The organism is Bradyrhizobium sp. 22 (assembly GCF_000482425.1).
Lineage (GTDB): Bacteria > Pseudomonadota > Alphaproteobacteria > Rhizobiales > Xanthobacteraceae > Bradyrhizobium > Bradyrhizobium japonicum_B.
Window position 1 is genome coordinate 1757236 of sequence record NZ_KI519399.1, and the last position, 13605, is coordinate 1770840.

The 13605-nt window shown below is 66.5% G+C and carries 12 protein-coding genes; 9 read left to right on the top strand and 3 right to left on the bottom strand.

Features of this window, described 5'->3' with window-relative positions:
* Positions 1-41 precede the first annotated feature (41 nt).
* Complete coding sequence (locus K410_RS0109685; protein WP_028134655.1) at positions 42-1148, top strand: molybdopterin-binding protein; 1107 nt, start codon at positions 42-44, stop codon at positions 1146-1148.
* Positions 1149-1160: 12 nt separating this feature from the next.
* The gene (locus K410_RS0109690) at positions 1161-3110 is read left to right on the top strand and encodes a molybdopterin biosynthesis protein (RefSeq protein WP_028134656.1); all 1950 of its coding nucleotides are present in this window, start codon (positions 1161-1163) and stop codon (positions 3108-3110) included.
* A 73-nt stretch (positions 3111-3183) separates the two neighbouring features.
* Here the strand turns inward: K410_RS0109690 and K410_RS0109695 are convergent, their stop codons facing one another.
* Positions 3184-3381: a hypothetical protein gene (locus K410_RS0109695; RefSeq protein ID WP_049819988.1), complete on the bottom strand. Its 198-nt coding sequence runs from the start codon at positions 3379-3381 to the stop codon at positions 3184-3186.
* Between the two features lie 103 nt (positions 3382-3484).
* On the opposite strand from K410_RS0109695, the gene K410_RS0109700 reads away from it, so the two are divergent.
* Positions 3485-3784, top strand: a complete 300-nt coding sequence (locus K410_RS0109700) for a hypothetical protein (protein ID WP_049820235.1) — start codon at positions 3485-3487, stop codon at positions 3782-3784.
* A 106-nt stretch (positions 3785-3890) separates the two neighbouring features.
* On the opposite strand, the gene mobA is transcribed toward K410_RS0109700, so the two are convergent.
* The gene (mobA, locus tag K410_RS0109705) at positions 3891-4532 is read right to left on the bottom strand and encodes a molybdenum cofactor guanylyltransferase MobA (protein WP_028134659.1); all 642 of its coding nucleotides are present in this window, start codon (positions 4530-4532) and stop codon (positions 3891-3893) included.
* Positions 4513-5403, bottom strand: coding sequence for a formate dehydrogenase accessory sulfurtransferase FdhD (gene fdhD, locus K410_RS0109710; RefSeq protein WP_028134660.1), 891 nt, complete (start codon positions 5401-5403; stop codon positions 4513-4515). Before fdhD ends, mobA begins: the two co-directional genes overlap by 20 nt.
* A 244-nt stretch (positions 5404-5647) precedes the next feature.
* Here fdhD and mobB point away from each other — a divergent pair, with 244 nt between their 5' ends.
* The 6 genes from mobB to K410_RS0109745 all read left to right on the top strand — a co-directional run bounded on the left by mobB (position 5648) and on the right by K410_RS0109745 (position 13294).
* The gene (mobB, locus tag K410_RS0109720; RefSeq protein WP_028134662.1) at positions 5648-6175 is read left to right on the top strand and encodes a molybdopterin-guanine dinucleotide biosynthesis protein B; all 528 of its coding nucleotides are present in this window, start codon (positions 5648-5650) and stop codon (positions 6173-6175) included.
* Between the two features lie 9 nt (positions 6176-6184).
* Positions 6185-7441, top strand: coding sequence for a molybdopterin molybdotransferase MoeA (locus K410_RS0109725; protein ID WP_028134663.1), 1257 nt, complete (start codon positions 6185-6187; stop codon positions 7439-7441).
* A gap of 46 nt (positions 7442-7487) precedes the next feature.
* Positions 7488-7721 carry a sulfurtransferase TusA family protein gene (locus tag K410_RS0109730; RefSeq protein ID WP_028134664.1) on the top strand — a complete coding sequence of 78 codons (234 nt, stop codon included), beginning with the start codon at positions 7488-7490 and terminating at the stop codon, positions 7719-7721.
* Positions 7722-7845: 124 nt separating this feature from the next.
* Positions 7846-9279 carry a sigma-54-dependent transcriptional regulator gene (locus K410_RS0109735; RefSeq protein WP_028134665.1) on the top strand — a complete coding sequence of 478 codons (1434 nt, stop codon included), beginning with the start codon at positions 7846-7848 and terminating at the stop codon, positions 9277-9279.
* Positions 9272-11296 (top strand): sensor histidine kinase, encoded by a 2025-nt coding sequence (locus K410_RS0109740; protein WP_028134666.1) that lies wholly within the window; start codon positions 9272-9274, stop codon positions 11294-11296. Before K410_RS0109735 ends, K410_RS0109740 begins: the two co-directional genes overlap by 8 nt.
* 345 nt (positions 11297-11641) lie before the next feature.
* The gene (locus tag K410_RS0109745; protein WP_028134667.1) at positions 11642-13294 is read left to right on the top strand and encodes an OFA family MFS transporter; all 1653 of its coding nucleotides are present in this window, start codon (positions 11642-11644) and stop codon (positions 13292-13294) included.
* Positions 13295-13605 lie beyond the last annotated feature (311 nt).

Sequence of the window (13605 nt, forward strand, 5' to 3'; positions counted from 1 at the left end):
GGCGGTTGCCAAAGCGGGCGATGCGTGGTCCATCATGGCGCATGACCCAGCGCCTGCCGCCTTCGCTGACGCCGCTCGACACCGCGCTCGCCGCATTGCTGAGCGGGCTCGCGCCGCTTGCGCCGGTGGAGTTGCCGCTGCGCGAAGCGGCCGGGTGCATCGCGGCGGGCACTCCGTTGCTTGCGGCCCATCCGCCGCATGACATTGCCGCCACGGACGGCTGGGCGCTCCGCGCCAATGATCTGGTCGGCGCATCCTCTTATTCGCCGCTGCCTTTGACGACAGCCCCGGCTTGGATCGAGGCCGGCGACGCGATGCCGGCGGGATGCGACTGTGTGCTCGATGCCGACGCGGTGGAGGTGTCCGGGCCGCTGGTGCAGGTGTTGGCGGAAGCCGTGCCGGGGCAGGGCGTCAGGCGCGCCGGCAGCGACATCGCGGCGCGCACGCCTGCGGGGGCCGATGGCTCTCCGGTCGGTGCGGCCGATCTGCTGCTCGCACGTGTTGCGGGCCTGGCGAAGCTCGGCGTGCGGCGGCCGCGCCTGCGCATCGTCAATGTCCCGGGTGCAACGGCAACGATGCACATGATCGCCGGCTTCGCGCGCTCGGCAGGACTGGACGTCGAACCGCGCGAAGCCGGCGCGCGCGATGAAGCATCGATTGCCGACGCGCTTGACGCCTCCTCGTGTGATCTCGTGCTGACCGTCGGCGGCAGCGGCGTCGGCCGCCGCGACGCCGCCGTGATGGCGCTGGCCCGGCGGGGCGAGGTGAAGGCACACGGCCTTGCGCTTCAACCTGGACGTACTGCCGCGGTCGGTCGGCTCGGACAGGTTCCCGCCGTGGCGTTGCCCGGCTCGCCGGATGCTGCGCTCGCGGCCTGGCTCGCGCTGGTGCAGCCGCTCGTCGATCGCCTGACGGCGCGCCGGACGCGCCGACGCATCACCTTGCCGCTCGCGCGCAAGATCGCATCCAGCGGCGGCATCGCCGAGGTCGTTCTGCTGGCCGGGGAGCGTGATGCCTGGACGCCGCTCGCAGTCGGGGAATGGCCGTTCCACGCCATGGCCGGTGCGGACGCATGGCTGCTCGTTCCCGGCGACAGCGAGGGATTTGCGGCAGGAATGCCGGTCGATGCCTATCTGCTCCGGGAGTGATATGGGTTCGGCATGACGATGATCCCCCAGCCGCAAGACCGCAGCGCCTTCGAACAGGCGCAGTTCCTCAAGATCCTCTCGCGGGAGGAAGCCTTGGCGCGCTTCGAGGCGGCGTTGTTCCCGCGTTCGATTCCAGCCGAGCCGCGCAAGCTGGCCGATGCGCTCGGCGCAGCGCTCGCCGAAGACGTCACGGCGCCGATCGACGTTCCCCCTTTCGACCGCTCCAATGTCGACGGCTTTGCCGTCCGCTCGGCCGATCTCGTCGCGGCGGGCGAAGGCAAGCCGGTGCGCCTTGTGTTGAACGGCGAAACGATCCAGTGCGGCACTGCGCCGAGGCTGCAAGTTGCGGCGGGAACCGCGACGGCGATCGCCACCGGCGGTCCGCTGCCGCGTGGCGCCGACGCCGTCGTCATGGTCGAGCACACCCAGCCGGCGGGGTCCGACACGATCGAGGTTCGTCGTGCCGTCTCGCCCGGGCAATTCGTGTCCTATGCGGGATCCGACATCGCGCGCGGCGAGGCGCTGCTGCGGGCCGGCACCATCATCGGCTCGCGCGAGATCGGCATGCTGGCGGCTTGCGGCATCGCCGAGGTGAAGGTCGCGCGCAAGCCGCGCGTGGCCGTGATCTCCACCGGCGATGAACTGGTTCAGCCCGGCCAGAGGCTCGCCCCCGCCGGGATTTACGACACCAACGGCGCCATCGTCGCGGCCGCGATCGACGAGAACGGCGGCGAGGCGATCTTCCTCGGCGCCATTCCGGACGACGAAGCCAAGCTCGAAGCGGCCATGCGCGGCGCGCTCGCGGATGCCGACATGCTTGTGCTGTCAGGCGGCACCTCGAAAGGCGCGGGTGACCTGTCCCATCGCATCATCGGCCGGCTCGGCGCGCCCGGCATCATCGCCCATGGCGTTGCGCTCAAGCCAGGCAAGCCGCTGTGCCTTGCGGCTTGCGACGGCAAGCCTGTCGTGATCCTGCCGGGCTTTCCAACCTCGGCCATGTTCACCTTCCACGACATGATCGTGCCGGTGCTGCGCAGGCTGGCCGGCCTGCCGCCACGCTCCGATGCCAAGGTGAACGCGACCGTGCCGGTGCGCATCGCGTCCGAGCTCGGCCGCGCCGAATTCGTCATGGTCTCGCTGGTCGAGGGCAGGGATGGCCTGATCGCCTATCCCTCCGGCAAGGGGTCCGGCGCGATCACGTCCTTCGCGCAGGCCGACGGTTTCTTGCGCATCGACGCGCTCGCCGACCAGATGCCGGCCGGGACCGCAACCGAGGTGACGCTGTTCACGCCGCATGTGCGGGTGCCAGACCTCGTCATCGTCGGCAGCCATTGCACCGGCCTCGATCTCGTCACGGCTGGGCTTGCGCATGCCGGCCTGACCGTGCGCTCGATCGCCGTCGGCAGCCTCGGCGGACTTGCGGCCGCCAAGCGCGGCGAATGCGATGTCGCGCCGATCCATCTGTTCGACGACTCGAGCGAGACCTACAACACGCCCTATCTCGTCGACGGGCTCGAACTGGTGCCGGGCTGGCGGCGGATGCAGGGCATTGTCTTCCGCAAGGGCGACCGGCGTTTCGAAGGCCTGGACGTGAAGCAAGCGGCGGCCGCTGCGCTCGCCGATCCCGCCTGCATCATGGTCAACCGCAACCAGGGCGCCGGCACGCGCATCCTGATCGACCGGCTGCTCGGCGGCGCGCGCCCGGAAGGTTATTGGAACCAGCCGCGGTCGCACAACGCGGTCGCGGCGGCCGTGGCGCAGCACCGCGCCGATTGGGGCATGACCATTGCGCCGGTCGCCCACGCCGTCGGCCTCGGCTTCATTCCGCTGGCCGAAGAGCATTACGATTTCGCGCTGGTGACCGCGCGTAAACACCGGCCGGCCGTGCGGGCCTTTCTCGACGCGCTCGGCTCGAACGCAGCGCGCGCCGCACTCGAGCACGCGGGATTTCGGCCTGCGTAGACGGCGACGCGGCCTTCAAGCCGCGCGCAGTGGACTGTACGGCTACGACGTCTCGTCGGCGCCACTGCTGGCCTCAGGCCTGCTCCCGCTTGCGCTCACGATCCTCTGCCTCGGCCAGCGCACGACGCGCGGCAGGCGACAGCGGCCTCGGGTCCGGTGGAACTTCCACGATATCAGGCTTGCTCAACTGTCTCGTGCGATCGATCGTCTCGGAGAGATCGAGGACGTAATCGACGAATTCGAAGATGGTATTCAAGAGAGGGGCGGCCATGGCTCATCCGGTGCAAGGTCCGAGCAGTGGTCGCTGCCGTCTTCGGTCCGGTTCAAGTGAACTCCGAGGGCTGCCGCAGCGACCAAGGAACATGAGCCAGGTCATGACCGCATCGACGCCCTTCAATTTCCGCAAGCTTGCTGCAATCGTCGCGGCGACCGGTACGCTGTTCTGGCTTTACACCTTCTATCACATCGCCAATGTCCCGCAGGGAGACCGCACCGGCTTTCAATGGCTGGCGGTGTTTCCGCTCGGCATGGTCTTCGGGGCGTTCTTCCTGCCGGCCTGGCTGCTGGTTGCGATCGGCCGTCTGCCGCGATTCACCACGGCCCTCGGCCTTTGCGGCCTGATCGCCTTCGCGATCATCTGGGCGCAGCTTCTCAACGAGTTTCCGAAAACGTAACGCCGCCAAAGCGCGATGCGATGAGGATGAATCGTCATCGCGCTTTAGGTTGTTGTTCAAGCATGATCTTTTCGGAAAACCGCTGCGCACTTTTCCGGATCATGCCTTAGGCCGCCTCATCCAGCGCCGCCAGCCGCTCGGCCTCGGCGATATCCTCGACCGTGTTGGCGTTGAAGAACGGATCGAGCGGCTCGGTCGGCCACGTCACCGTCGCCAGCGGATAGCGCCCGGTCCAGCGGTCGATCTTGCGGAGGTCTTCGACCACGAGCGCGTGGCGCAGCTCGTCGCGCAAGGCAACCCGCCACAGGCCGATCACGGGATGCGATTGCTCGCCTGACGCGGCGACCGCAAGCTGCGCGTTCTCACGCGTGCGCGCCTCATGCAGGCGCGCGACGAGATCGCGCGGCAGGAACGGGCAGTCGCCGGCGGCGCTGAGCACCCATTCGACGCCCGTCCGGTTCGCCGCGGTCCAGTCCAGTGCCGCGAGGATGCCGGCGAGCGGGCCGGGAAAGCCGGGCACGTCGTCGGGGACGACCGGCAAGCCGAAGGCCGCGAAACGCGCGGGATCGCCGTTCGCATTGAGGATCAACCCGCTGCATTGAGGCGTCAGGCGCGCGATCACGCGGTCCAGAATGGTGCGGCCGCCGATCGTGCGCATCGGCTTGTCGCCGCCCCCCATGCGGCGGGCGAGGCCGCCGGCGAGCAGCACACCTTGCGTGGCCGGGAATTCAGTCGTCACCACCTTCACCCTTGCGCTTGTGCTTCGCCGATTCTTCTTCGACGTAAGCAAGGTTCTGGTCGTAGACGATGCGCTCCTCGCCCGCGAGCACGATGAAGCGCTTGCCGCGGGTGCGGCCGACCAGCGTCAAGCCCACCTGCCTTGCAAGATCGACACCCCAGGCGGTGAAGCCCGAGCGCGACACCAGGATCGGAATGCCCATGCGGACCGTCTTGATCACCATCTCCGAGGTGAGGCGCCCCGTGGTGTAGAGGATCTTGTCGGAAGCGTCGACGCCGTGGCGATACATCCAGCCGGCAATCTTGTCGACGGCGTTGTGGCGGCCGACGTCCTCGGTGTAGCAGAGCGGGGTGCCCTCCTTGCACAGCACGCAGCCGTGGATCGCGCCGGCCTCGAGATAGAGCGAGGGCATGGTGTTGATGGTCTGCGTCATCTGGTACAGCCAGGATGTCCGCAGCTCCGCCTTCGGCAATGCGACGCTCTCAACGGCCTCGAGCAGGTCGCCGAAGGCGGTGCCCTGCGCGCAGCCCGAGGTCTGCGTGCGCTTCTTCAGCTTGGCCTCGAAATTGGTGTGATGTTCGGTGCGCACCACGACCACCTGGAGATCGTCGTCGTATTCGACCTCGGTGACCGCGTCGTTATATTTCAGCATGTTCTGGTTCAGCAGATAGCCGAGCGCCAGATATTCCGGATAGTCGCCGATCGTCATCATGGTGACGATCTCCTGCGCATTCAGGTAGAGTGTCAGCGGCCGCTCCATCGGCACCTTGATCTCGACCCTGGCGCCGGTCTGGTCGGTGCCGGTCACGCTCTGGGTCAGGCGCGGGTCGTCCGGATTGGGGACGATCAGGGGCACCGGAGCTTTGTCGATCTTCATCATGGCGGCGAGGTTAGCATGACATTCGGGTCAAGCCGATATATGCATGGCGGGGAATGAGCAAAATGCCTCCGTTCGTCATTGCGAGCCAACGGGTCCGCGCGAAGCGCGGCCCGATGACAGGCGCTGCGAAGCAATCCAGGATCTTTCCACGGAGCCAGTCTGGATTGCTTCGCTGCGCTCGCAATGACGGGGAGAAGCCGGAGGTTCCATCGGCCAGCGAGCCGTTGGCGGAGATCGAACGGTTATGAAAGTCATCGGCCTTGCAGGCTGGAGCGGGGCGGGCAAGACCACGCTGTTGGCGCGGCTGATCCCGCATTTCAACGCGCAAGGCCTGCGCGTCTCGGTGATCAAGCATGCGCACCATCGGTTCGACGTCGACGTGCCCGGCAAGGATTCCTGGCGGCATCGCGAGGCCGGCGCGGCCGAGGTGCTGGTTGCCTCGTCAAACCGCTGGGCTCTGATGCATGAATTGCGCGGCGCGGCAGAGCCGCGGCTGCCGGAATTATTGGGCAAGCTGTCCGCGGTCGATCTCGTCGTGGTCGAGGGTTTCAAGCGCGAGCCGCACCGCAAGATCGAGGTGCATCGCGCGGCCAACGGCAAGCCGCTGCTGTTTCCCGACGATCCCGGGATTGCCGGGATCGCGACCGACGCCGCCATTGACACTCACCTGCCGACTGTCCATCTCGACGACATCGAGGCTGCTGCCGCGTTGCTGCTGCGCACGGCGATGCCGGTCGAGGAAGTGGTGGCGGCAAGCGCCGCGATACGCTGACGAGGCACCATGGCGCAACTGTCGGACGATTGCTTTGCCTTCGGCGGCCCGATGATGTCGGTCGACGACGCCGTCGGCCTAATCACGACGCGCGTCAACGCGATCGCCGATCTGGAGACGGTGACGCTCACCGACGCAGACGGGCGCGTGCTGGCGCGCGACGTCGCAGCGCCGCTGCCGTTGCCGCCCTTCACCAACTCGGCCGTCGACGGCTATGCCGTGCGCAGCGCCGATCTTCCTGTTGGCGCCGAGCAGGCGTTCCCGCTGGATGGCCGCATCCAGGCCGGCGGGCTCGCCCAGGCACCGATCAAGCCCGGCCACACCGCGCGCATCTTCACGGGCGCGCCGATGCCGCCCGATGCCGAGACCGTCTTCATGCAGGAAGATGTCCGCGTCGATGCGGCCGGCAGGATCGTGCTGCCGCCGGGGCTGAAGCGTGGGGCCAATGTTCGGCCCGCGGGCGAGGACATCCCGCAGGGACATGTCGCGCTGCGCGCGGGCCAGCGCTTGCGGCCGCAGCACGTCGCGCTGGCGGCGGCGTTCGGTCTGACCAGCCTCGACGTGGTCAGGCGCATTCGCGTCGCGGTGTTCTCGACCGGTGACGAACTGGCCTCGCCCGGCGAGCCGCGCGCGCCCTCGCAGCTGTTCGATTCCAACCGCTTCATGCTGATGGCGATGCTGCGCCGGCTCGGTTGCGAGGTCAGCGATCTCGGCATTCTGCGCGACGAGCGCACCTCGCTTGCGAACGGCCTGAAGCAGGTGGCGGGTCGCCACGACCTGATCCTCACCACCGGCGGCGTCTCGACCGGCGAGGAGGACCACGTCAAGGCGGCGGTCGAGAGCATCGGCTCGCTGGTGCTGTGGCGGATGGCGATCAAGCCCGGCCGCCCCGTGGCGATGGGCATCATCGACGGCACGCCGCTGATCGGATTGCCCGGCAATCCCGTCGCGAGCTTCGTGACCTTCGTCCATGTGGTGCGGCCGACGGTGCTGGCGCTGGCGGGCGGATCGCCGGAGCCGTTGACGCCGATCCCGCTGCGCGCCGCGTTTACCTACAAGAAGAAGGCGGGCCGGCGCGAATATGTGCGCGTTTCCCTGCGACGCGCGCAGGACGGCCGGCTCGAGGCCATCAAGTTTCCGCGCGAGGGAGCGGGACTCCTCTCCTCGCTGGTCGAGACCGAGGGCCTCGTCGAGCTCGGTGAGAGCATCACGGGGGTGGAGCCGGGGCAGGAGGTCGGCTTTCTGTCCTACGCCGATCTGCTGTAGCGGCCCCCGCGTTGACGCCATCGCTTCGTCCCGCCATGTTGCGCCCATGACCAGAACGATGCTCGATCTCACCGGACTGAAATGTCCGCTGCCCGCCCTGAAGACGCGCAAGGCGCTCAAGCCATTGCAGCCCGGCGATCAGCTCGAGGTTCATTGCACCGATCCCCTGTCGGTGATTGACATTCCGAATCTGATCCGCGAGACCGGCGACAAGGTCGAGATCACCGAGCGCAACGAGGCCCGCATCGTGTTCCTGGTCGAAAAGGGCGACGGCCCGTAGAAAGGTGCATATTCACGGCGGCGGCGTTTGACTATGCTGCGCCGTCGGGGAGACGGCCGGGTTTCGCTGCAATGCGAAAGGCGCGGGCTGTTGCGTGGATGGTCTCAAACCTAAGACATCGGGCATGACTTTCTCAACATCGAGGGCAAGCGTAGCCGCACCTGCCGCGGCGGGCCGCGAGCCTGCCGTCAAGCCCGGCAAGCCGACGGCAGGGCCGGAGTTCGGCGCGCTGGCGCAGGCCTCCATCCTGATCGTCGACGACGAGCCGGGCATGCGCAATTTCCTGGTGCGCACGCTTGGACCGCGTTGCAAGCTGGTGGACGAGGCGGCCGATACCGATCAGGCCTCGCGCAAGCTCGATTCCAACCGCTACGACGTCGTCATTCTCGACAACATCATGCCGGGCAAGAACGGCGTCGATTGGCTTGCCGAGCAGCGCGCCGTCGGCTTTTTCGCCGACGCCATCCTGATTACCGCCTTTGCCGACCTCGACACCGCGATCCAGGCCCTGCGCGCGGGTGCGGCCGATTTCGTGCTCAAGCCGTTCCGCTCCAACCAGATCCTCAACGCGGTGGCGCGATGCCTCGACCGTGTCCGCCTTCAGCGCGAGAACTACGTCCTGCGCTATGCCTTGCGTGCCTCGTCCGACCGCACCTTTCTGCGCGACAACCTGATCGGGCAGTCGGCACCGACGCTGCGCGTGCGCGAGACCATCGCACGGGTCGCGCCCCTGCCGACCTCGGTTCTCCTCACCGGCGAATCCGGCACCGGCAAGGAAGTGGCGGCGCGCTCGATCCACTCGCTGTCCGACCGGGCCGACAAGCCCTTCGTGCCGGTGAATTGCGCAGCGATCCCGCCCGACATGATCGAGGCCGAGCTGTTCGGGCACATCAAGGGCGCCTTCACCGGCGCCGATTCGGGGCGTGAGGGCCTGTTCCTGCATGCCCATGGCGGCACGCTGTTCCTCGACGAGATCGGGGAGCTGCCGCTGCCGATGCAGAGCAAGCTACTCCGCGTGCTCGAAGACCGCCGCGTCCGCCCGGTCGGCTCCGAGCGTGAAGTTCCGGTCGACCTGCGCTTCATCTTCGCAACCAATGCCGAGCTTCAGAAGGAGGTCGAGAGGGGCCGTTTCCGGGCCGATTTGTTCTACCGGCTCAACGTGGTGCAGATCCGCCTGCCGCTTCTGAAGGATCGCGGCGACGACGTGCTGGAGCTTGCCGGCATCTTCATGAGCAAGCTGTCGGTCCAGCTCGGCATGCCGCCGGTGCCGATCGACGCCTCGGTGCGGGCGGCGCTCGCAAGCTATGACTGGCCGGGCAATGTGCGCGAGCTGCGCAATCTGATCGAGCGCACGCTGATCCTCGGCGCCTTCCCCGACGATTTCGCCGGTCCCCGCAACGACGGTCAGTCGGCGCCCGCCGACAGCCTCGCCGAGCTCGAGCGCCGTCACATTCTCGGCGTGCTGAAGGAGGTGGGCGGCAATCGCGAGGAGGCGGCCCGGCGCCTCGGCATCTCGCGCAAGACCATCGACCGCAAATGCGCGTTGTGGGATGTCTGATGCTGCCGGCCGCAGCGGCGAGCTGGTGCGGGGACGCTCCGTCCGCTTCCGGCTGCTCGCGATCGCGTTGCTGCCGATGCTGGTCATCCTGCCGCTGCTGCTCGGCGTCGCCATCTATCGCTGGAACGCGAAATTCGACGCCACCCTGATCTCCAAGGTGAACGGCGACCTCACCATCGCCCATCAATATCTCGCCCGCATCCTGGAGAAGACCGGCGTCCAGGTCCGCGCGCTCGGCCTGTCGGCCCGCTTCCACGAGGTGCTGGCGCCGGATGCGCGCGGCTCGTTGCGGGATCTGCTCGACGAGGCCCGCAAGGAGATCGGTCTCGACTTCCTGTATCTGACCAACGATCGCGGCGAGGTCCTGGCCTCGTCGCCGCCTTTGCAGCATCAACCGAGACGCGACTGGCCGATCATCATGTCGGCGCTGTCGGGCCAGGTCGCTGCGACCGGCGTCGACATTTTCGGCAATGACGAGCTCGCCGCGATTTCGCCGACCCTCGCCGAGCGCGCGCGATTGGACCTCGTGCCGACCCCGAACGCGGTGCCGACCGACCGCAGCACGGAGACGCGCGGCATGGTAGTGCATGCGGCGAGCCGGGCGATGCTGCCCGACGGGAGCGCCGCGGCGCTGGTCGGCGGCACATTGCTCAACCAGAATCTCGAATTCATCGACACGATCAACGACCTCGTCTATCGCGCCGCGAGCCTGCCGGAGGGCAGCCAGGGCACCGCGACGCTGTTCCTGGACGACGTACGGATCTCGACCAACGTCCGTCTGTTCGAGGGGCGGCGCGCGCTCGGCACGCGCGTGTCGGCGGCGGTGCGCTCGGCCGTGCTGGGCGAGGGGCGCACCTGGCTCGACAGCGCCTTCGTCGTCAATGACTGGTACATCTCCGCCTACGAGCCGCTGGTCGACAGCTATGGCAAGCGGGTCGGCATGCTCTATGTCGGCTTTCTGGAGAAGCCGTTCAGCGAAGCCAAATACCAGACATTGCTGATCATCATCGCGGCCTTCATCGCCATCACCGCCGCGACCGTACCGATCTTCCTGCGATGGGCGACCTCCATCTTCATGCCGCTGGAGCGCGTCACGGCGACGATCGCCGAGGTGGAACGCGGCAACCTGTCCGCCCGCACCAAGATGCCGGTGTCCGGTGACGAGATCGGCCGCGTCGCGGTTCATCTCGACGGCCTGCTCGACCAGATCCAGGAACGCGACCGGCAGCTGCGCGAATGGAACGAGGAGCTGAACGTCCGCGTGCTGGAGCGCACCCGGGACCTCGAGCACGCCAATCTCAAGCTCGAGGCCACCACCAAGCAGCTCGTCATGTCCGAGAAGCTGGCGGCGATCGGCGAGATCACCGCAGGCGTCGCCCACGAGATCAACAATCCGATCGCGGTGATGCAGGGCAACCTCGACGTCATCCGCAGCGTGTTCGGGGCCGAGGCCGACAAGGCCAAGGTCGAGTTTCGCCTGCTCGACGAGCAGATTCACCGCATCAGCCAGATCGTGACCAAGCTTCTGCAGTTTGCAAGGCCGGAGGAATATGCCGGCTATGTCGAGCGCCATGCGCCGGCCAGCGTCATCTCCGACTGCCTGCCGCTGGTGCAGCATCTTCTGAACAAGACCGAGATCGCCGTGGTCAGGGAGGATCGCGCCAATCGGCTCGTGCTGATGAACCGGAACGAGCTGCAGCAGGTGCTGGTCAATCTGATCGTCAACGCGATCCACGCCATGCCTGATGGCGGGACCCTGACGCTCCGCTCCTTCGATGCCGAGCGCGACGGCCATCGAGGCGTCGCCATCGAGGTCACTGACACCGGCATCGGCATGAGCGAAGAGGTGATCGAGAAGATATTCGATCCCTTCTACACCACGAAACGGCGGCAAGGCACCGGGCTCGGCCTCTCCATCAGCCAGACGCTGATCAAGCGCCAGGGCGGGCAGATCACGGCCGAAAGTCACCTCGGTTCCGGAAGTACATTCACGATGTGGCTGCCGGAAGCGAGCTGATCGGACATTTTGTCCTGGGATTTCGGACATTCTGTCTGCCGCGGCACATTGCGCTGCGGGAAGTCGTTGAATCATCACGATGTGATTTCTGGCACGCGCGTTGCTCATCTCAAGACAGGGTGTTGAGGGGGGACGAGGGCGCGATCGCCGTCGCTGCAACACTGATTGCGAAGCGAAGAGACATCGCCCGCGACCAGTTGCTTGCTCGGCGCACATGAGGCGATGCGCGCCAGACGATTCCACTTCGGCATGAAATCCGATCGGTCATGCGGGCCCGCCAAGCCCGGCACATGACCGGTCTCATACCGACGTGCCCGCAAAGGCCGCGCTTGGGAGGAAATGCTTATGACGACTGCCGATACCGTCTATGCACCGGTTGGTGCTCCCGGCTTGCTCGATCGTGAACGCACGATCGCGAAGGCCGGCTTCAATCGCTGGCTGGTGCCGCCGGCCGCATTGTGCATCCATCTCTGCATCGGCATGGCCTACGGCTTCTCGGTGTTCTGGCTGCCGCTGTCGCGCGCGATCGGCATCTCGCAGAGCAAGGCCTGCGCCGACATCTCGCTGTGGCAGGAGCTGTTCACCACCACCTGCGACTGGAAGGTCGCGAGCCTCGGCTGGATGTACACGCTGTTCTTCGTGCTGCTCGGCGTCTCCGCCGCGATCTGGGGCGGCTGGCTCGAGCGTGCCGGCCCGCGCAAGGCCGGCTTCGTTGCGGCGCTGTGCTGGGGCGGCGGCCTGTTGGTCGGCGCTTTCGGAATCTATGTCCATCAGCTCTGGATCATGTGGCTCGGGGCCGGCGTCATCGGCGGCATCGGGCTTGGTCTCGGCTACATCTCGCCGGTGTCGACGCTGATCAAATGGTTCCCCGATCGCCGCGGCATGGCGACGGGCATGGCCATCATGGGCTTCGGCGGTGGTGCGATGATCGGCGCGCCGCTCGCCAATCTCCTGATCAATTACTTCAAGAGCGCGAGCGACGTCGGCGTCTGGCAGACCTTCGTCGTGATGGGGGTGATCTATTTCGTCTTCATGACGATCGGCGCCTTCTCGTATCGGGTGACGCCGCCCGGCTGGCAGCCGGACGGTTGGACGCCGCCGAGCGAGAAGAAGTCGATGATCACCGAGCACCATGTGCATCTCAACAACGCGCACAAGACGCCGCAATTCTGGTTGATCTGGTGGGTGCTCTGCCTGAACGTCTCGGCCGGCATCGGCGTGATCGGCATGGCCTCGCCCATGCTCCAGGAGATCTTCGCCGGCAAGCTGATCGGGCATCCGGAGCTGAGCTTCAGCCAGCTTTCGGGTGAACAGAAGGCTGCGATCGCAGCGATCGCCGCCGGCTTTGCCGGTCTGCTGTCACTGTTCAATATCGGCGGCCGCTTCTTCTGGGCCTCGATGTCCGACCTCATGGGCCGCAAGAACACCTACTACACGTTCTTCATCCTCGGCATCGTGCTCTACGCGCTGGCGCCGACCTTCGCGGCGATGGGCTCGAAATTGCTGTTCGTGCTCGGCTTCGGCATCATCCTGTCGATGTACGGCGGCGGCTTCGCCACGGTGCCGGCCTATCTGGCCGACATGTTCGGAACCCAGTTCGTCGGTGCCATCCATGGCCGGCTGCTGACGGCCTGGTCCACGGCCGGAATCATCGGTCCCGTGGTGGTCAACTACATCCGCGAGTTCCAGCTCGCTGCCGGCGTGCCACGCGATCAGCTCTACAACACGACCATGTACATTCTCTGCGCCATGCTGATCGCCGGTCTGATCTGCAACTACATGATCAAGCCGGTCGATCCGAAGTGGAACATGAGCCAGGAGGAGGTCGCCAGATTGCAGGCGGCGAGTGCCAAGAGCGCGGCGTCGATCCAGCACGGCTCGTTCGGCATCGGCAAGGGCGGTCTGGACGCCCGTGCCGCAATGTTCTGGGCCTTTGTCGGCGTGCCGCTGGCCTGGGGCGTCTGGAAGACGCTGGAGAGCGCGGTGAAGATTTTCTGATCGCGCATCATCGCGAGCGGGAGCGCGGCCTGCGCGCTCCCGCGGTCATTTCATGTGAAGGGGGCACCTCGAGCCTCGGAGCCAGAAGCCCGATACGACTTCGCTATCGCAGCATGGGAAGCCTTTATTGATCTCCGGACCAATTCAGGCTTCGTTCTATCGATTGGCGCGTTGGATGAACGCAGGGCCTTGTCCGGGCAGCAGCGATCCAGGCTGGCTCTTGGACTTTTGTTAACTGCTTCGGCGAGCATGATAATTTTCTTGGCATCTGGCATGCCAAGAGCTAGAACTGAACCTGTTCTGAAGACGAG